The organism is Mesorhizobium sp. Ca11 (genome assembly GCF_020165275.1).
Taxonomy (GTDB): domain Bacteria; phylum Pseudomonadota; class Alphaproteobacteria; order Rhizobiales; family Rhizobiaceae; genus Mesorhizobium.
The window spans coordinates 619,598-637,019 of the sequence record NZ_JAIUHU010000001.1 but is presented as its reverse complement, the minus strand read 5'-3'; the positions used below and the strand labels follow the sequence as shown (position 1 = coordinate 637,019).

Below are 17,422 nucleotides of genomic sequence, written 5' to 3'. Positions count from 1 at the left end.
ATGCAAGGCAATGTGGGCAGCAAGATCCGCGACGCGCGCAAGCAGCAGAACATCACCTTGCGCGATCTCAGCGAGCGCTCCGGCCTTTCCGTGTCCCAGCTCTCGAAGCTGGAGAACGGCAAGGCCAGGTTGACCGTCGATATCGCGCTGATGATTGCCGGCGTGCTGCACGTGCCGGTGGCCTCCTTCCTGTTCAGCCCGAAGCCCGGGCCGCAGGCGCGCCGCTCGATCACGCGCGCCGGCAGCGGCATCCTGCACGAAGGCAACGCCATGGAATTCGAGGTCTTGTGCAGCGATTTCCGCGACAAGACCAACATTTTCTGGCGCGTGACGTTGCGCGCCAGAACCTTCGAGGAAAACGGCGGCTGGCGCAGCCATTCGGGTGAGGAGTTCATCCATGTGTTGAGCGGCAGCCTGCAGCTCCACACGCTCCACTACGACCCGAGCGTCCTGCAGCCCGGCGACAGCATCCTGTTCGACGGCGAAATGCAGCACGCCTATGTGGCGCTCGGCGACGAGCCCGTCATCATGCTGATGTCGAACACGGTGCCGCGCGACGGGCTGCCACCGGGAGCAGGCGTCTGACCGACGGGCCTCAGCCCTTCCGCTCAAGAATTTTTCTAGAATGGAAAAAAATACTTGTTATGGAAAAGTCGGGGGACTAGCATCCTTTTGACCGGCCGACAGGAGAACAGCCAGCGGCCGGGAATGGGAGAGATGACCGATGCTGTCGGTTGAGGCAGTCAGCAAGACATTCGGCGGCGTGCAGGCGTTGCGCAGCGCCTCGCTGACCTGCGAGGCCGGCGAGATCCTCGGTCTCATCGGTCCGAACGGCGCCGGCAAATCCACCCTCGTCAACGCCATTTCGGGCGTGCTCAAGCCGGACAGCGGCAGCGTGCGCCTCGCGGGCGAAGAGATCACGGGCCGCAGCCCAGAGCATTGCGCGCGGGCAGGGGTCGGCCGCACCTTCCAGACCATCAGATTATTCAAGGACCTGACTGTACGGCAGAATGTCGAGGTCGCGCATATCACTTGTCGGGCCGTGCGCCCCGATGCCGCCATGCGCATCGGCGTCGATCAGCTTCTGCAGCAATATGAGCTCGCAGGCTTCGCCGACAGCCCGGCCGGAACGCTGCCCTATGGCAGCCAGCGCCGGCTCGAGATCGCACGCGCGCTGGCGCTTGGGCCGTCGCTGTTGTTGCTCGACGAACCGGCCGCCGGTCTCAACGAGGCCGAGTCGGAGACGCTGGCCATCGCCATCGAAGGCATTCGCCGCGACGTCGGCTGCGCGACCATCGTCATCGATCACGACCTGCGCTTCATCAACCGGCTCTGCGACCGGCTTTGCGTGATGGACCAGGGCCAGGTGATCGCCTCGGGCGAGACGGAAGACGTGTGGCGCGATCCGCGCGTCATCGAGGTCTATGTCGGGCAGTCGGAGACGGCCTGAAGGCCCGGAAGAACAACCGCAATGAGAGGAAGGAGGGGTAGAATGGAAAAGATTTTGCTAGGAGCCGCGGTGCTGACCGCGGGACTGCTGCAGGCCGGGCATGCAGGCGCCGCCGATCTGAAGATCGGGCTTGCGGTCGCCATGACCGGCGCCTACGCGCCCTATAGCGAGGCCGAGGGCGCGCGCTGCATGGCCGACAGGCTGAACAAGGCTGCCGGCGCCAACGACCCCAAGGTCGAACTGATGATTGAGGACAACCGCTCCGATCCGCAGCTTTCGGTCTCGCTCGGCCAGAAATTCCTCGATGCCGGCGCGCAGGTGATCACCGGCGTGCCGTTTCCCGATGCGCTGATCCCGATGGCGCAGACCGCGCAGCCTTATGGCGCCACCGTGTTCTCGGCTCCGAACACGCAGCTCGAGATGCAGCAGGCTGGGCTCGACAACTTCATCGCCGGCGCGGTGCCCGATCCGATCAATGCCTCGGCCACCGCCAACGCGCTTTACGGCAAAGGCGCGCGGACCGTCGCGCTGATGGTGTCACCCGATGCCGGGTCCTACTCGGAGAAGCTGCCGGAGTGGTTCGGCGAGGTGTTCGAACATCTCGGTGGCAAGGTGGTCGGCAAATTCAACTATTCCTACGGCACCACCGACTGGTCCCCGCAGATCGCCTCGATCAAGGCGTTGCCACAGAAGCCGGACGCGATCCATATCTGCGCAGTGCTGCCCGATGTCGGCATCCTGATCCGGCAATTGCGCGCCAACGGCTACGAGGGGTGGGTGGCGGGCTGCGATGCCTTCGACGACAAGTCGCTGGAAGGCACGGTCGGCGATCCGAAGTCGCTGGAAAAGGTGATGTTCGCGACCCATGGCGCGACCGGCGTCGACGGCCCGATCGACAAGTTCCTCGCCCAGTGCAAGGCCGACGGCTACAAGATCAACGGCATCTTCGACGCGCTCGGCGCCGACATGGTGCAGATCAGCTACGAAGCGGCGAAAAAGGCCGGCACCGTCGACCCCGCCGCCTTACGCGAGGCGATCCGCGCGCCTGGCGGCTATCCGGGCACCACCGCGCCGACGATCTCCTTCGCCGAGAAGAAGGGCTATCCGGTCAAAGCCGTGCCGGTGATGGGCTTTGCCGACGGCAAGCGGGTGCTGATCACCGACACGCCGCCGACCTTCGTTCCGGCGCTGAACTAAGCGGGGCCGGGAACACGTGCTGAAGGTCGAGAAGCTTGTCGTGCGCTATGGCGCCGTCACGGCGGTGCGCGAGTTGTCGCTCGAGGTCGGGCAGGGCGAGCTTGTCGCCCTGCTCGGGCCCAACGGCGCCGGCAAGAGCTCGACCATCAACGCGCTGACCGGGCTGGTCACGCCGGCTTCGGGGCACATCGTGCTCGACGGCAAGGACATCTCGCATGTCCGCACCGAGGACCGCATCCGTGCCGGACTGACCGCGACGCCGGAAGGCCGGCACATCTTCTCCAACCTGAGCGTCGGCGAGAACCTGCGGCTAGGAGCCGCGACAAGGCGCGACCCCGCCGGCGTGCGCCAGGATATCGAGCGGTTCCTGTCGCTGTTCCCGGTGCTGTCCGAACGCTTCGGCCAGGCGGCCGGCACGCTTTCGGGCGGGGAGCAGCAGATGCTGGCGATCGCCCGTTCGCTGATGTCGCGGCCGAAGCTGCTGCTGCTCGACGAGCCGTCGCTCGGGCTCGCGCCCAAGATCGTGGCGCGCATCTTCGATTTCATCGGCGAGCTCAAGGCGCAAGGGCTGACGCTGCTGGTGGTCGAGCAGAACGCCAAACAGGCGCTGCGCTTCGCCGACCGCGTCTATGTCGTGAGCTCGGGCACGCTGCGCTATGACGGACCGCCGGCCAGGCTCGCCGACGAGCACGGCCTGTTCAACCTTTATATCGGCGGGTAGGCGGCGATGGATTACGCCTTGCAGCAACTCCTCAACGCGCTCGCCTTCGGTGCGGAATATTCCCTGGTGGCGCTCGGGCTCGCCGTCGTCTTCTCGATCATGGGGCTGGTGAATTTCGCCCATGGCGAGATCATCGGGGTCTCGGCCTACAGCGTGTTCCTGGCTGCCGCGCTCGGGCTGACCTCGCCCTTCGTCGCGGTGCTGCTTGCCGTCGGCATGGCGGCGCTGGCGGCGGTGGTGTTCGAACGCGTCGCCTTCCGGCCGGTGCGCTATGCGCCTACCACCACCGGGCTGCTCACCGCCTTCGGCGTGTCGATCGTGGTGCAGAACCTTTTCATGCTTTTGGTCTCGCCAAAGCCGCAGTCGGTCTCGATCCTCAACGGCTTGAACCAGATGTGGTTCTTCGGCCCCTTCGCCGTCTCCTCGCTGCAAGTGATGGAACTGATCGTGTCGGGCCTGACCATCCTTGCGCTCGTGCTCTTCCTCAACCGCTCGACGCTCGGGCTCGCCATTCGCGCTGCCGCGCGCGACTTCGCCACCGTGCGGCTGATGGGGATCAAGGCAAACCGGGTGATTGCCACGGCGTTTGCGATTTCGGGCGCGCTGGCGGGCATCGCCGCCGTCTTCATCCTGGCGCGGCGCGGCAGCGTCTCACCCGATCTCGGCTTCGGCCTGGTGCTGAAGGCCTTTGTCGCCTGCGTCATCGGCGGCTTCGGCTCGCTGCCGGGTGCTGCGGTCGGCGGCATGCTGCTCGGCTTCATCGAAGTCGGCCTGCTCGTCGCGCTGCCGCAGGAATATGCGGGCTTCCGGGACGCGCTCACCTACGCCATCATCGTCGCGCTGCTCGTCTACCGGCCGGAAGGCCTGCTCGGCCAGCGCATCGAACTCGGCGACAAAGAGATTTAGGGCGGGAGATCTGACGTGGCAGGCTCCGAACTCTCGCAAGCGGTCGAACAGATGGCGGCGCCGGCCGCCACCGCGCAGCCCGGCAACGCGATCCTCCGCTCGCTGATCGGCGGGCTGGTGACAGCGCTGCCGGTGCTGGCGATCGGGCTCCTGGTGCTGAACTTCGCGCCGACCTACTACACCTTCCTCGCACTCGGCGCCTTCGTAAACCTGATCGTCGTGGTCGGCCTGCAAGTGTCCATGGGCAATTCCAACATCGCCAATCTCGGCCACAGCGCCTTTGTCGGGCTCGGCGCCTATAGCGTCGCCATCCTGTCGACGCCGCTTGCCATGAAGAAGCTGTCGATCCCCAACGCGCCGTTCGGCTTTGCGACGCTGGAGCTCGATCCGGTTTCGTCGGCGCTCATTGCGCTCTTGGTGGTCGGCATCGTGGCGCTGGTCAGCGGCAAGGTGATCAGCCGGCTGTCGGGGGTCGCTGCGACCATCGTCAGCCTGGCGCTGCTGATCATCGTCCATTCGGTTTTCCTCAACTGGACCAATCTGTTCAAGGGCAACCAGGCTTTCTTCGGCATTCCGAAAGTGGTCGGCCTGCCGTGGATGCTGGTCTTCGCGGTGATGGCGATCGTGGCGGCGCGACTGTTCAAGGACAGCCGCTGGGGCTTGCAGCTGCGGGCCAGCGCGCAGAGCCCTCAGGCTGCGGCTGCGCTCGGCATCGATGCGAAGAAACTGCGGCTTATGTCATGGGTGCTGTCGGCGCTGATCTGCGGGCTCGCCGGCGTGCTCTACGCCTATTTCGCCGGCACGATCAGCCCAAAACTGTTCTATTTCCAGATGATCTTCAACACGCTGGCGATGCTGATCCTCGGCGGCATGGCAACGGTGACTGGCGCGGTCACCGGCGTCATCGTGCTTTCGATCGGGCTGGAATTCATCCGCAGCATCGAGTCCGGCGTGACGGTCGCGGGTATCCAGATGCCGCAGCTGCTCGGCCTGTCGGGCGTGGCGCTCGGCGTTGTCATCGTGCTTTGCATGGCGTTCCGGCCGAGCGGCATCAGCGGCCGGCATGAGCTCGACGAGCTGCTGTCGCTCCTGTTGCGGCGCAACGCCAAATAGCTTTTCGTGGTGGAGGTTGAACGTGGAATTTGAGGACAGGGTGGCGGCGTATGCGCCGAAGCTCGAGGCGCTGCAGGCCGAGCTTGCATCGCGCGGCGTCGAGTTCGTCGAGGTGCATACCGTCGACACGTCGGGCGTCGTACGCTCCAAGATCGCGCCGCTGAAGCTCTCCACAGCCGGTGAGTCGATCAATGCCATCCTCTATTGCGTCACGCATGGCGACGGCCAGCCGATGGGCGACGTCGCCTTCGCCTCGCCGAGCGCCAATGAGGAGAACGGCTTTCCCAACATCAAGGGTATCATCGATCCGGATACGGTGGTGCAGCATGGCTGGAAGCCGAAATTCGCTTCCGCCATCACGCGCTCCTACATGCTGGACGGCGCCGTCTGTCCGTATGACCCGCGCGGCGTGCTGGCGCGCGTCGAGGAGCGCGCGAGGGCGCTTGGCTATGAGCCGAAATTCGCGCTCGAATACGAGTTCGGCATTTTCCACGCCGACCATGATCTGATGCGCGCCGGCCGTTATCGCGAGCTGAAGCCATGGGGCCATTCGCTGATCAACTACGACCTCGTGCGCAGTGGCGAATACCAGGATTTCGCCGCCGAATTCATTACGCGCATGAAGAGCATCGACATCGGCGTCGCCTCGCTGGTGACCGAATATGGCTACGGCATGTATGAATACGCGCTAACGCCGAAGAGCGCGTTGGCGGCGGCGGATGCCGCGATGCGCGCCAAGCTGCATCTGCGCGAGCTGTGCGCCGAGCGTGGCTTGGTGGCGACCTTCATGACGCGCTTCCAGCCGCCGGGCAAGGAAAGCGCCTGCGGCGCGCACCATCATGTCAGCCTGTGGCGGGACGGCAAGCCGGCCTTCGCGGCTGGACCGAACCGGCTGACGCCGGTCGCCGAGAAATTCCTCGCCGGCGTGCTCAACCGCATGCAGGAGACCCATATTTTCTTCCGGCCGACGGTCAACTCCTACCGCCGCTTCGATCGCGGCGCGTGGTCGCCGGAAGACGTCGCCTGGGGCTTCGAGAACCGCACCGCGCCGATCCGCGCCATCACCACGCCGAACGATGCCGCGTGCCGGTTCGAGCACCGGGCGCCTGGCGCCGACGTCAATCCTTATCTCTCGATCGCCGCGATCCTGGCGGCCGGCTGCGAAGGCATCGAGAAGGATTTGCCGCTCGAGGCGCCGGTGACGAGCAACCTCGCCAACCTCGACAAGCCGAAGCTGCCGCGCACGCTCAACGCTTCTATTGAAGCCTTCGCCGCATCCGATTTCTGCGCCGAGGCGTTCGGCGAAGCGTTCCGCGACAACTACGCCGAAAGCCGCCGCGCCGAGCAGGCGGCCTTCGATGCCTGGGAGGCCTCGCATATCACGGACTTCGAGTGGCAGCGCTATTTCGTCAGCTGAGCTGCCTAAAGATTCCAACGTTTCGCAACCCGGCGATCAGTTCCGCTGATCGCTGGGTCAAGCGAATTGGTGTGACATTGGAGGCGACGCTCTCTAAATCAAGCCGCTCTTAAAGCGCGTGCGCTGAACGAATCCAGGCGACGCGCTTTAAGTCTTTTGTTGATGCATGTCGTTGTCCCAGAACCGCTGCGCACTTCTGGGCGACATGCACGAGGAGCGGCGCATGGCAGCGGAAGCAATCTCTGAAGGCAGAACGGGCGGCGATTTCTGGGACGGCGTGCGGCTTTCAATGCCGGTGGTCGTCGCCTCCGCGCCGTTCGCGATCCTGTTCGGCACGATCGCCGTCGACAATGGGTTTTCCGTCCTCGAAGCCTTCCTGATGAGCGCCATGATCTATGGCGGCGCCAGCCAGATGGTCGGCATCGAACTGTTCGGCCAGCATGTCGCGCCATGGCTGATTGTGCTGTCGATCTTCGCGGTGAACTTTCGCCACGTGCTCTATTCGGCCGGCATCGGCAGGCGCATCGCGCATTGGCCGGTGCTGCAGCAGGCGCTCGGCTATTTCATCCTGACCGATCCGCAATTCGCCATCGCCGAGGCGAGGGCGGAGTCCGGCCGTCCCGTCGGCTTCGTCTGGTATCTGGGGCTAGGCCTGCCGGTCTATGTGTTCTGGGTTATCGAAAGCGGATTGGGCGCGGTGTTCGGCAAGCTGATCCCCGACACGCATGCGCTGGGCATCGATTTCCTTTTGCCGATCTATTTCCTCGGCCTGGTGCTCGGCTTTCGCAAACGGCCGCTCTGGGCGCCCGTCGTCGCCGCCAGCGCCGTCGCCTCGATCATCGCCTATCGAACCGTGGGCTCACCCTGGCATGTCTCGATCGGCGCGGTCGCCGGCATCGTCCTGGCGGTGATCCTGCCGCCGCATCACAGCGGCGTGGGCAAGCGGCCATGAGCACGACCTTCTGGATCATCCTGGCCGGCGCCGTCGCCACCTATCTGACCCGTGTCGGCGGCCACCTCGTCATCTCGCGCTTTGAGACCATCCATCCGCGCGTCGAGGCCGGGTTGAACGCCGTGCCGGCCGCGGTGCTGACGACGCTCGTCGCGCCGGAACTGCTGCATGCCGGGCCGGCCGAATGGGCGGCGCTGATCGTCACTGTGCTGGTGTCGCTGCGCGGCGGCCTGATGGCGATGTTTCTGGCTGGGGCCGCTGTCCTGATTCTGGCGAGGCAGTTCGTCGGATAGCTTTCCATCCTGAATGGCTGGCGCTGCCCCTCATTGTCCTGCCCGTCCTCCGCAGCAGCTTCGGAGGATGAACTGGGCATTTCTCGCTGTGGAGCGCTAGGGGATGCACACATTTCCCAAGCGGCTGGTTTTTGGACGATAGCGTGCATAGCAGCTTGGCGCATGCATTGTCTTACGCTGCGCTGGTCGACCCCCACTCCGTCTCGGCTTCGCCGAGCCACCTCTCCCCCGATCGACGGGGGAGAGGTGAGGCGCCGAGCTTTTTGCCGCCAACGCTCGTCCAGCAAGGCTCCCTTCCTTTCCCTCCGGAGGGGGGAAGGTGGCGCTGCGAAGCAGCGACGGATTGGGGGAACCACGTGGCAATCAAGGCTTCGGCCTGATCAGTCGCGCCAGTCACAGAAGATGTGTGCATGGCGTAGCCGTCGAACCGGGAGACAGAAGCTCACATCAAATCTTGGCGTCGTGGGGCAGCGGCGCGGTAGCTTTCTCCAGCCAGGCCAGCGTTTCGCCGTCGACCATCGGGCCGATCTCGGACAGCACCCGGGCGTGATAGCGGTCCAGCCACTGCAACTCGTCCCGATGCAGCAGGTCGGTGCGGATCAGCCGCTTGTCGATCGGCGCCAGCGTCAGCGTCTCGAAGCCGTGCATGGCGATGTCGCCGCCCTCGATCTGCTCTGCCGGCGTGACCAGGAGCAGGTTCTCGATGCGGATGCCGTAGGCGCCTTCCTTGTAGTAGCCCGGTTCGTTGGACAGCATCATGCCGGCAAGCAGCTTTTCTGTGCCGGTGCGGGCGATGCGCTGCGGCCCTTCATGCACGGCGAGGTAGGAGCCGACCCCGTGGCCGGTGCCGTGGGCGAAGTCGCAGCCATGCTTCCACAGCGCCACGCGGGCAACGACGTCGATCTCCGAACCGCGCGTGCCGGCGGGGAAACGCAGCGTCGAGATGCCGATCATGCCCTTCAGCACGAGGGTGAAGCGCTCGCGCATCTCCTCGCTCGGCTGGCCGATCGGCACGGTGCGGGTGATGTCGGTCGTGCCGTCCTGATACTGGCCGCCGGAATCGAGCAGGAACAGCTCGCCGCTTTCAAGCTTGCGGCTGGTGGCGCGCGAGACGCGGTAGTGCATGATGGCGCCGTTCGGGCCGGCGCCGGAAATCGTGTCGAAGGAGACGTCGCGCAGCGGCATCTGCGTTTCCTCTCCGGTCTGGCGGCGCACCTCCTCAAGCTTGGTGACGACGGCGATTTCGTCCAGCGTGCCGGGCTTCTGGCGATCGAGCCAGCACAACAGCCTGGCGACCGCGGCACCGTCGCGGCGATGCGCGGCGCGGCTGCCGGCGATCTCGGCCTGGTTCTTGGTCGCGCGGGGAATACGCGCCGGGTCGGCCGCCAAGACGACCGTGCCGCCATTGTCCTCGACCAGCATGCGGAGCTTCTCCGCCGCCAGCACCGGATCGAGCGCGATCTTGGCGCCGTCCTTGGCTAGCGCGACGATGGCGGCTTCGAACTCGCCCGGATCATGCGGATCGGCAAGCTGGGTGAGATAGGCTGCGACCTGGCGCGGGAATTTACCCTGGTCCATGAACAATTGATGCTTGCTATCGGCGGCGAGGATGGCGAAGCCGAGCGCCAGCGGCGTATGCGGCACGTCGCCGCCACGGATGTTGAAGGCCCAGGCTATCGAGGACGGATCGGTCAGCACCGCATGGGTGGCGCCATCCTTTTCGATCGCGCCCGCCAGCCGCTTGAGCTTGTCCTTGGCGAGCTCGCCGGCAAGATTCTGCGGATGGATCTCGACAGGCGCGCGGGGCGGGTCCGGCTGATCCGTCCAGATGATGTCGATGGGATTCCTGTCGAGCGGCACCAATGTCGCGCCGGATTGCTCGGCCGATGCCTTCAGCGCCTTGATCTCGCCGATCGTGTGCAGCCAGGGGTCGAAGCCGAGCCTTGCGCCCTTGCCGAGATTGTCCTTGATCCAGCTGGCCGGCGGATTGTCGACAAGGCTTTCGACGGTGAAGATCGACAGGTCGACTTCATTGCGCACCTGCAGCGTGTAGCGGCCGTCGACGAAGATGAAGGCGCGGTCGCGCAGCACGATCGCGACGCCGGCCGAACCGGAAAAGCCGGTCAGCCACTTCAGCCGCGCCGAGCGGTCGGCGACATATTCGCCCTGGTGCTCGTCCGCGCGGGGAACAAGGAAGCCATCCAAACCATGCTCAGCCAGCCATTGCCGCAGCTGCGCCACACGCGGCTTACCGACGGCAGGATCACCAGCGGAATCAAAGGTCTGAAACATTTTTGGCCTCTCTTCGATGCTTGTTGCGAGCGTAGCGCATGACCCCGGAAATCGGAATCGATTTCGGCAGGGCCAGATCGGCTGGATGCAACCCGGCCTCAGCGCTTGAGGTGGATGGTCACCCAGCCCTCGCGATGCAAGGTGCGCACGTGGCGGAAGGCTTGGCCGACATAGGCCGAGATCACCGCGTCGCGCTGCCGGTCGAGGATGCCGGAGAGCACCAGCGAGCCGCCGAGACTGATGTGCTTGGCCATTTCGGGCGCGAGCCGCATCAGCGGCCGGGCCAGGATGTTGGCGACGATGAGGTCGAAAGGTGCGCGCCTGGCGAAGATCGGATGATGGAAGCCGGGCGCCGTCACCGTCTCGACCAGCGCCTTGACGTGATTGAGGCGGGCATTGGCGGCGGCGACGCGGACGGCGACCGGATCGATGTCGGTCGCCAGCACCGGGATATGCGCGAGCTTGGCCAGCGCGATGGCGAGCACGGCGCTGCCGGTGCCGAGGTCGAGCGCTTTGCGCGGCCGCTCGCGCAGCACCACCTGCTCCAGCACTTCGAGGCAGCCGGCGGTGGTGCCGTGGTGCCCGGTGCCGAAGGCAAGGCCCGCCTCGATCTCGATGGCGAGGTCGCCACTGCGACGCTTGGCCCGGTCGTGCGAGCCGTGGACGAAGAAGCGTCCGGCGCGGACCGGCTTCAAGCCTTCCAGCGAGCGCGACACCCAGTCGACGTCGGGAAGGACCTCGCGCTCGATCGCCTTCGGCAGGCCGAGACCGGCGAGGACATCCCTGACCCGCGCCTCGATGGGATCGATGTCGCCATCGGCATAGAGCGACACTTCATGGATATCTTTTTCCTCGTCGAGCTCCAGCACGGCGATCGGCAGGCCGTCATCCTCGAACGCTGCGTCCAGCGCCGCGAAGATGCGGTCGGCTTCAATCTTGTTGGCGGTAAGATGGAGTCTGGTTTGCCCCATCAGAAAGATTCTTGTTTGAACATGATCTTTTCCGAAAACCGGTTCCTACTTTTTGCGGTCGCTGACCTTCGGTTCGGGATCAGGTTTGCCCACCCGCAGCCAGCCGCTTCAGCTTGGCTATCGCGGTGTCGGCGCTCTCCCCATAGGCGATGGTGCCGGCGAAATCGCCCTTGGCGTTGAGCAGCAGCACCGAGGCCGTGTGGTCCATCGTGTAGTCGCCGTCGCCAGTGTCGACCTTCTTCCAATAGATACCGAAGGCCTTGGCCATGGCATGCACCTTGTCCGGCTCGCCGGTGATGCCGGTGATCCGGTCGGAGAAGTTGCTGACATAGGTGTTCATCGTCTCCGGCGTGTCGCGTTCCGGATCGACGGTGACGAAATAGGCGCTGAGGTCCTTGCCGCTGCCGCCCATCGTCTTCAGCCAGCCTGCGAGCTCAAACAGTGTCGTCGGGCAGACTTCAGGGCAATGGGTGAAGCCGAAGAACACGACGCTGGGGTGTCCCCTGAAGGCGGCTTCGGTGATCGGCGCGCCTTTCTGGTCGACCAGCGTGAAGGGCGCGCCGAAGGGCTCGCCGCCATAGTGGCCCCGGTACCAGTCGAATGTCAGCCAGCCGATGCCCGCCGCCATCAGGACGAGAATGCCGACCAGGATTGAGCGCATCATCAGTGAATGTCCGTTGCTTTGGCTGGAAGCCAGTTCGGCGACAGTCTTAGCGGGTCGGCGCCGGGCGCGCAAAGATGTCGCGTTGCCGCAAGCCGCCGGGCGGGCCGATCGGCTTGCAAACGCCACGATCCTGTCCCACCTGACGTCGGCAAACTGAACCGAGGAGGCTTCCTTGCGAAAACTGATCGGCTTGTTCGCCGCCTGTCTTGCCCTGAGCGCCGGCGCGGCCATGGCTGACGAAGTGGGTAAAGTGGGTGTCGACTGGGTCGGCAACGACATCATGGTCGATGCGATCAAGGACCCGAAGGTCGACGGCGTCACCTGCCATGTCGCCTATTTCGACCGCAGCATCATCGACCGGCTGCATAAGGGCAACTGGTTCGAGGATCCTTCCGATTCCTCGATCTCCTGCCGCCAGACCGGGCCGATCACCATCGGCGACATCGACATGGGCGAGGGCGGCGAGGAGGTGTTCAAGCAGGGCCTCAGCCTGATCTGGAAAAAGCAGGTGGTGAACCGCATCTACGACAAGAAGAACGAGACGCTGATCTATCTGTCGCATTCGCGCCAGGTGCAGAACGGCTCGGCGAAGATGTCGGTCACGACCGTGCCGCTTTACGGCCAGAACGTGGTGTGGACCAGGGGCAAGCCGCAATAGGCGATAGGCTTGGCGGAGGCAGGCCGCGCTTGCGGGGCCGTCACCGCCGGCGTAAAGGCCTCTCATGGATCGTCCTGAAACCCTCGTCCTCAAGGATCCCGAGCCGCGCATCCATCCGACCGCGGAGCTGAAGGCATGCAAGCTCGGCCGCTATGCCTCGATCGGCGAGCGGGTGATCCTGCGCGAGGTGAGCGTCGGCGACTTTTCCTATTTCGAACGCCATTGCGAGGCGATCTACACGACGATCGGCAAGTTCTGCTCGATCGCTGCGAACAGCCGCATCAACGCGCTCGAGCATCCGATCGAGCGGCTGACACAGCACAAGGTCAGCTACCGGCCGAACGAGTATTTTCGCTGGCTGGGCGTCGACACGGCTTTTCGCGCGCGACGGCAAGCAAAATCGGTCATCATCGGCCATGATGTCTGGATCGGACACGGCGCGGTGATCATGCCGGGTGTCGCGATCGGCAACGGCGCGGTCATCGGCGCCAATGCGGTGGTGACACATGACGTCGCGCCCTACACGATCGTCGCAGGCGTTCCGGCAAAGCCGCTGCGCCGGCGGTTCTCCGCCACCGTCGCGTCGCGCATCGAAGCCCTTGCCTGGTGGGACTGGCCGCCCGAGAAACTGGCGAGCGCAATCCCCGATATGCAGGCCATGCCGATCGAAGCCTTTCTCGATCGTTGGCAAGAAACGCTCACCGACACGGGCGGAACGCCGTCGAGCACATGACCGGCGCTGTCTGACCGGTCCCCTTCCACTCTCGGAACTAAATGCCCCTTCCGCCATGCGGGGGTGGCGCAGCGGAAGGGGCTGGAGGTAAACCGCCGTGAAGCGGAAGGAACAGGCTTTCGGCCTGCACCGGCACTATTGCAAATAAACGGATAAGGTGTTTTTTCGCGAAACTGCGCTTTCTGCGTGTAGCCGATTGCGTGCACGTGGCGGCACAAAATTCGATCCCGCGGAACCGGAGCGGGCGGCAGCTTGTTTCTTCGCAAATGCCAGCACATCCACGGTTCGAGGGACTTGCATGATCGAGAAGGTTTTCACGCGGATAGCTAACCAGGTGGCACATCTGGCGGGGCTGCCGCCCACCTTCGCCATCTGTGTGGCGATCGTGGTTGTATGGGCGTTGAGTGGACCGCTCTTCGGGTTCTCGGACACCTGGCAATTGGTCATCAACACCGGCACCACCATCATCACCTTTCTGATGGTGTTCCTGATCCAGAACACGCAAAATCGCGATGGCGCGGCGATCCAGGCCAAGCTGGACGAACTGATCAGGGTGAGCCGCGCCCATAACCATTTCATCGGAATCGAACACCTGACGGAGTCAGAGGTGGAGGAGATCCGCTCGAAATGCGAGGCGGCGGCAAAACGGCATGACAGCGAGATCGCCGAAAAGGCGGCCAAGAAGGCCGTCGCCGGAAAGAACGGCACCAGGCATGCGCCGAAGACCGCCGGCGCGGCCACAAAGAAGACCGCGGCCGGGAAGAACGCATCCAAGAAGAAAGCCGCGGCTTGACAGGGCCGTCAGCGGTTCATGAAGGCCGCGAAGGCATCCTTGTGATCGGGATGCCAGCGCGACAGGGCAGGGCGGTTCTCGATGATGTCTCCCATCGCCCAGGCCATTCGCTTTTCGTCGATCGGCCGCGTCACTTCGTTGTCCGGGCAGAGTATGTAGAAGTCGTCCTCCATCAGCGATGTCAGCATGAAGTCGATCACCTGTTCGCCGGTCCAGGCGCCGGCGGGCTTTTCCGTCGCGCCTTCGGTCAGGCCGGTATAGGTGAAGCCCGGGATCAGCAGATGCGCTGACACCTTGGCTCCCGGCTCGTTGCGCAGCGCATGCGCCAGTCCTTCGGTAAAGGTCTTCACGCCGGCCTTGGAGACGTTGTAGGCGAGATTGCCGGGCGGCGTGGTGATGCCCTGCTTGGACCCGGTGTTGATGATCAGGCCCGGCTTTCCGGAGACGAGCATGCGCGGCGCGAAGGCTTCGACGCCATGCACGACGCCCCAGAAATTGATGTCCAGCAGCCGCTTCCAGGCGTCGCGGTTCTCCCACGGCTTGCCCGGATTGTTGCCGACGCCGGCATTGTTCATCAGCACCGACACCGCACTGAAGGCGCCGTAAGCGAGATCTGCGAGCCGGTCGACCTCTTCCGCCCTGGAGACATCGGTCGGGATTGGGAGGACGGCATCCTCGCCGCCGATCGCGGCGACCGCCTGCTTCGCCTGGTCGAGGCGCATGCCGCCGATGTCGGCAAGCACCACCTTCATGCCCATTGCCACGAACCGTTTTGCGGCGGCAAGGCCGATGCCGCTGGCGCCGCCGGTGATGACGGCGACATTGCCGGAGGCGAAGGCGGGCAGGGCGGTCTGGATCTGGGCGTCGCTAGTCATGAGTTCCATCCTTGTTCGGGTCGGGCCGAACTTAACGCCAGGCGCCGCCGAGGCAAGGCCGGTTCGTCCGGTGATTACGGCGAAAGCCGCAACGGGTTGACGGCGAAAGCCGCAACGGGTTGACCATCGCAGCGCACGCCGCGCATGTTGTCCCAAAAAGGAGTTCGGCATTTGACCGACTGGATCGGAATCCTGAAGGAGCAAACCGTCAACGGCGACCAGATGAGCCGCGAGGTGCCTAAGATGCTCGCCAATCCCGACATCAGCGAGACGCAGGTGAAGACGCTGTTTGCGGCGCTGGAGAAGCAGGCGGATTTCGCCGAGAAGCTAAGGCTGGCGCTGGAGAAATTCGGCCATGACTTTCCGATCATCAAGGCAGCCGAGAGGCTGGAGGAGCGCTATGCCGATCTTGCCGCCTCGGCGGCGGAAAAGCTGAAAACCATGCGGAAGTAAGCGTTATTTCTCGACCAACCGTTCGAAGCGCTTGTCCGGCACAAACCAGATGGTCGCTACAAGCACATAGATCGCCACGCTGATCCACTGGTTGAGGAAGCTGAGCAGGACTGCGGCGATATAGAGCGCCAGCGAGATCTTGCCTTTGTTGTCACGGCCGACGGCCTTGGCGAAAGTCGTGTCGGCGCCGTGCAGATGGCGCAACTTGAGGACCAGGATGGTGTAGGCGACGGCGCAAAGCGCGAGGTCGATGCCATAGACGGCGACCGGTACGGGCGCGAAGTGGTTCTCTCCCATGAACGCGGTGGTCACCGGCATCAGCGACAGCCAGAACAAAAGGTTCAGGTTGGCCCACAGCACGCGTCCATCGACCCGCTGCACGGTGTGGAACATGTTGTGCAGGTTGTTCCAGTAGATGCCGACATTGATGAAGGACAGCACATAGCAGAAGAAGACCGGCCACAGCGGCAGAAGCGCTGAGAAATCTTCGCCATGCGGCACTTTCAGCTCCAGCACCATGATGGTGATGATAATCGCGACGACGCCATCGGTGAATGCCTCGACCCGTCCTTTGCCCATGGTTCCTCCTCGTCGGCCGACAAAAGCTACGCGAGGATTTCGCACAAGACCATCCTGTCAGGAGTGTCAGGAGGGCGGTCGGTGGCTGGAACAGCGCCATTATATAGGCGTTGGGCTTGCAACCCCCGGAGGTTGCCATGACCAGCTACGCTCAAACCATGACGCGTGACAATGAGCTTGGCGGCGGCGCCGCAATGGCCGTCGTCGCCGCCATGATCGCCGCGCTTTTTGCCGGCAGCACCGCGCTGACGCCGCTTTACGTGATCTACAAGCAGGCCTTCGGCTTCTCGCAGGTCACGCTGACGCTAGTTTACGCCGTCTATGTGGTCGGCAATCTGGCGGCGTTGCTGTTTTTCGGCCGCCTGTCGGATGTCGTCGGCCGCCGCCCCGCCGCGCTAGCGGCGATGGGCGTTGCCGTGGTCAGCGCGTTGTTTTTCCTCTTCGCCGAAAACCTCGCCTGGCTCGACATCGCCCGTATTCTCAGCGGGCTCGGCATCGGTGTCGGCGCGGGGGCGGGCACCGCCTGGCTGGCCGAGCTGATCGAAGGCAAGGACAAGTCGCGCGCCGCCGTCATCGCCACCAGCACCAACTTTGTCGGTCTCGGGGCCGGCGCGCTCATGTCGGGGCTGCTAGCCCAATATGCGCCCTGGCCGCTCAGGCTGACATTCGCCGTCTATCTCGTCCTGCTTGCGTTGGTGACACTGCTGATCTGGCGCACGCGGGAAACCGTCTCCAGGCCCGGACGGTTCTCCGACGTCTCGCTGAGGCCGCGGCTTTCGGTGCCGGACAACATCCGCGCGCAATTCGTGGCGCCGGCGGTGACCGGTTTCGGCGCCATGTCGCTGGTCGGCTTCTACGCGGCGCTGGCGCCGAGCATCCTGGCGCAGCAGCTGCATGTGACCAATCATGCCGAAGCCGGCGGGCTTTTCTTCGAGCTGTCGATTGTGGCGGCCATCACCATCGTCGCCACCACATGGCTCTCCAGCCGCTCCACCATGCTTGCCGCGCTGGTGCTGATGATCCCGACCGTGGCGCTGATCGTGGCGGCGCAGGTCTATGCCTCGATGGTCCTGATGATCATTGCGACGGCGGTCTGCGGCGTGGCGGCGGCGCTCGGCTATCGCGGCGGCCTGCAAGTGGTGAATCAGATCGCGCCGGCCGACCGCCGCGCCGAGGTGGTGTCGGCCTTCTTCATCTGTTGCTTCTGCGGCAACGCGCTGCCGGTGATCGGCATCGGCATCCTGTCGAGCCTGGCGAACGCAACCATCGCAAGCCTGGCCTTTGCCGGTATGATCGTCGTCTTCTCGCTGGTGGCGCTTGGCTTCGGCGCCAAATACGCGCGGTAGCGGATTTTC

Annotated in this window: 18 protein-coding genes and 1 pseudogene; 14 read left to right on the top strand and 5 right to left on the bottom strand. The window is 64.4% G+C overall.

What is annotated here, in order from left to right:
- From LB538_RS03090 to LB538_RS03050, 9 genes and pseudogenes are all read left to right on the top strand, one after another.
- Window positions 1–585, top strand: a complete 585-nt coding sequence (locus LB538_RS03090) for a helix-turn-helix domain-containing protein (RefSeq protein WP_095769008.1) — start codon at window positions 1–3, stop codon at window positions 583–585.
- Between the two features lie 199 nt (window positions 586–784).
- Window positions 785–1,450 (top strand): annotated as a pseudogene (locus LB538_RS03085) (ABC transporter ATP-binding protein); the annotation flags it as partial.
- Between the two features lie 42 nt (window positions 1,451–1,492).
- On the top strand, window positions 1,493–2,647 hold the full coding sequence (locus LB538_RS03080) for an ABC transporter substrate-binding protein (protein WP_224522855.1): 1,155 nt from the start codon (window positions 1,493–1,495) through the stop codon (window positions 2,645–2,647).
- Window positions 2,648–2,663: 16 nt separating this feature from the next.
- Window positions 2,664–3,368, top strand: a complete 705-nt coding sequence (locus LB538_RS03075) for an ABC transporter ATP-binding protein (RefSeq protein ID WP_224522854.1) — start codon at window positions 2,664–2,666, stop codon at window positions 3,366–3,368.
- Window positions 3,369–3,374: 6 nt separating this feature from the next.
- Window positions 3,375–4,274, top strand: coding sequence for a branched-chain amino acid ABC transporter permease (locus LB538_RS03070; RefSeq protein WP_224522853.1), 900 nt, complete (start codon window positions 3,375–3,377; stop codon window positions 4,272–4,274).
- 15 nt (window positions 4,275–4,289) lie between these two features.
- Window positions 4,290–5,387 (top strand): branched-chain amino acid ABC transporter permease, encoded by a 1,098-nt coding sequence (locus LB538_RS03065; protein WP_224522852.1) that lies wholly within the window; start codon window positions 4,290–4,292, stop codon window positions 5,385–5,387.
- 22 nt (window positions 5,388–5,409) lie between these two features.
- Window positions 5,410–6,804 carry a glutamine synthetase family protein gene (locus LB538_RS03060; RefSeq protein WP_224522851.1) on the top strand — a complete coding sequence of 465 codons (1,395 nt, stop codon included), beginning with the start codon at window positions 5,410–5,412 and terminating at the stop codon, window positions 6,802–6,804.
- A gap of 223 nt (window positions 6,805–7,027) precedes the next feature.
- Window positions 7,028–7,756: an AzlC family ABC transporter permease gene (locus LB538_RS03055; RefSeq protein WP_095769034.1), complete on the top strand. Its 729-nt coding sequence runs from the start codon at window positions 7,028–7,030 to the stop codon at window positions 7,754–7,756.
- The gene (locus LB538_RS03050) at window positions 7,753–8,049 is read left to right on the top strand and encodes an AzlD family protein (RefSeq protein ID WP_140806929.1); all 297 of its coding nucleotides are present in this window, start codon (window positions 7,753–7,755) and stop codon (window positions 8,047–8,049) included. Before LB538_RS03055 ends, LB538_RS03050 begins: the two co-directional genes overlap by 4 nt.
- 447 nt (window positions 8,050–8,496) lie before the next feature.
- Here LB538_RS03050 and LB538_RS03045 read toward each other — a convergent pair whose 3' ends face one another.
- The 3 genes from LB538_RS03045 to LB538_RS03035 form a co-directional block, all read right to left on the bottom strand.
- Window positions 8,497–10,341, bottom strand: coding sequence for an aminopeptidase P family protein (locus LB538_RS03045; RefSeq protein WP_224522850.1), 1,845 nt, complete (start codon window positions 10,339–10,341; stop codon window positions 8,497–8,499).
- A gap of 98 nt (window positions 10,342–10,439) precedes the next feature.
- Complete coding sequence (locus tag LB538_RS03040; RefSeq protein ID WP_224522849.1) at window positions 10,440–11,312, bottom strand: 50S ribosomal protein L11 methyltransferase; 873 nt, start codon at window positions 11,310–11,312, stop codon at window positions 10,440–10,442.
- Between the two features lie 79 nt (window positions 11,313–11,391).
- Complete coding sequence (locus tag LB538_RS03035; RefSeq protein WP_224522848.1) at window positions 11,392–11,976, bottom strand: SCO family protein; 585 nt, start codon at window positions 11,974–11,976, stop codon at window positions 11,392–11,394.
- A gap of 229 nt (window positions 11,977–12,205) precedes the next feature.
- Between LB538_RS03035 and LB538_RS03030 the strand changes: the two genes are divergently transcribed.
- The 3 genes from LB538_RS03030 to LB538_RS03020 all read left to right on the top strand — a co-directional run bounded on the left by LB538_RS03030 (window position 12,206) and on the right by LB538_RS03020 (window position 14,160).
- Window positions 12,206–12,634: a CreA family protein gene (locus tag LB538_RS03030; RefSeq protein ID WP_224522896.1), complete on the top strand. Its 429-nt coding sequence runs from the start codon at window positions 12,206–12,208 to the stop codon at window positions 12,632–12,634.
- Window positions 12,635–12,698: 64 nt separating this feature from the next.
- Window positions 12,699–13,367 carry a DapH/DapD/GlmU-related protein gene (locus tag LB538_RS03025; protein WP_224522847.1) on the top strand — a complete coding sequence of 223 codons (669 nt, stop codon included), beginning with the start codon at window positions 12,699–12,701 and terminating at the stop codon, window positions 13,365–13,367.
- A gap of 298 nt (window positions 13,368–13,665) precedes the next feature.
- The gene (locus LB538_RS03020) at window positions 13,666–14,160 is read left to right on the top strand and encodes a low affinity iron permease family protein (RefSeq protein ID WP_224522895.1); all 495 of its coding nucleotides are present in this window, start codon (window positions 13,666–13,668) and stop codon (window positions 14,158–14,160) included.
- 8 nt (window positions 14,161–14,168) lie between these two features.
- Here the strand turns inward: LB538_RS03020 and LB538_RS03015 are convergent, their stop codons facing one another.
- Window positions 14,169–15,035, bottom strand: coding sequence for an SDR family NAD(P)-dependent oxidoreductase (locus LB538_RS03015; protein ID WP_224522846.1), 867 nt, complete (start codon window positions 15,033–15,035; stop codon window positions 14,169–14,171).
- Window positions 15,036–15,206: 171 nt separating this feature from the next.
- Between LB538_RS03015 and LB538_RS03010 the strand changes: the two genes are divergently transcribed.
- Window positions 15,207–15,488: a hypothetical protein gene (locus tag LB538_RS03010; RefSeq protein ID WP_140626825.1), complete on the top strand. Its 282-nt coding sequence runs from the start codon at window positions 15,207–15,209 to the stop codon at window positions 15,486–15,488.
- Window positions 15,489–15,491: 3 nt separating this feature from the next.
- On the opposite strand, the gene LB538_RS03005 is transcribed toward LB538_RS03010, so the two are convergent.
- On the bottom strand, window positions 15,492–16,067 hold the full coding sequence (locus LB538_RS03005) for a TMEM175 family protein (protein WP_140839754.1): 576 nt from the start codon (window positions 16,065–16,067) through the stop codon (window positions 15,492–15,494).
- Window positions 16,068–16,204: 137 nt separating this feature from the next.
- On the opposite strand from LB538_RS03005, the gene LB538_RS03000 reads away from it, so the two are divergent.
- Window positions 16,205–17,413, top strand: coding sequence for an MFS transporter (locus LB538_RS03000; RefSeq protein ID WP_224522845.1), 1,209 nt, complete (start codon window positions 16,205–16,207; stop codon window positions 17,411–17,413).
- The last annotated feature ends 9 nt before the right edge of the window (window positions 17,414–17,422 follow it).

Coding starts and splice junctions, on each gene's coding strand:
- LB538_RS03090 (WP_095769008.1), top strand. CDS start 1: ATGCAAGGCAATGTGGGCAGCAAGATCCGCGACGCGCGCAAGCAGCAG.
- LB538_RS03080 (WP_224522855.1), top strand. CDS start 1,493: ATGGAAAAGATTTTGCTAGGAGCCGCGGTGCTGACCGCGGGACTGCTG.
- LB538_RS03070 (WP_224522853.1), top strand. CDS start 3,375: ATGGATTACGCCTTGCAGCAACTCCTCAACGCGCTCGCCTTCGGTGCG.
- LB538_RS03055 (WP_095769034.1), top strand. CDS start 7,028: ATGGCAGCGGAAGCAATCTCTGAAGGCAGAACGGGCGGCGATTTCTGG.
- LB538_RS03050 (WP_140806929.1), top strand. CDS start 7,753: ATGAGCACGACCTTCTGGATCATCCTGGCCGGCGCCGTCGCCACCTAT.
- LB538_RS03045 (WP_224522850.1), bottom strand. CDS start 10,341: ATGTTTCAGACCTTTGATTCCGCTGGTGATCCTGCCGTCGGTAAGCCG.
- LB538_RS03040 (WP_224522849.1), bottom strand. CDS start 11,312: ATGGGGCAAACCAGACTCCATCTTACCGCCAACAAGATTGAAGCCGAC.
- LB538_RS03035 (WP_224522848.1), bottom strand. CDS start 11,976: ATGATGCGCTCAATCCTGGTCGGCATTCTCGTCCTGATGGCGGCGGGC.
- LB538_RS03030 (WP_224522896.1), top strand. CDS start 12,206: ATGGCTGACGAAGTGGGTAAAGTGGGTGTCGACTGGGTCGGCAACGAC.
- LB538_RS03025 (WP_224522847.1), top strand. CDS start 12,699: ATGGATCGTCCTGAAACCCTCGTCCTCAAGGATCCCGAGCCGCGCATC.
- LB538_RS03020 (WP_224522895.1), top strand. CDS start 13,666: ATGATCGAGAAGGTTTTCACGCGGATAGCTAACCAGGTGGCACATCTG.
- LB538_RS03015 (WP_224522846.1), bottom strand. CDS start 15,035: ATGACTAGCGACGCCCAGATCCAGACCGCCCTGCCCGCCTTCGCCTCC.
- LB538_RS03005 (WP_140839754.1), bottom strand. CDS start 16,067: ATGGGCAAAGGACGGGTCGAGGCATTCACCGATGGCGTCGTCGCGATT.
- LB538_RS03000 (WP_224522845.1), top strand. CDS start 16,205: ATGACCAGCTACGCTCAAACCATGACGCGTGACAATGAGCTTGGCGGC.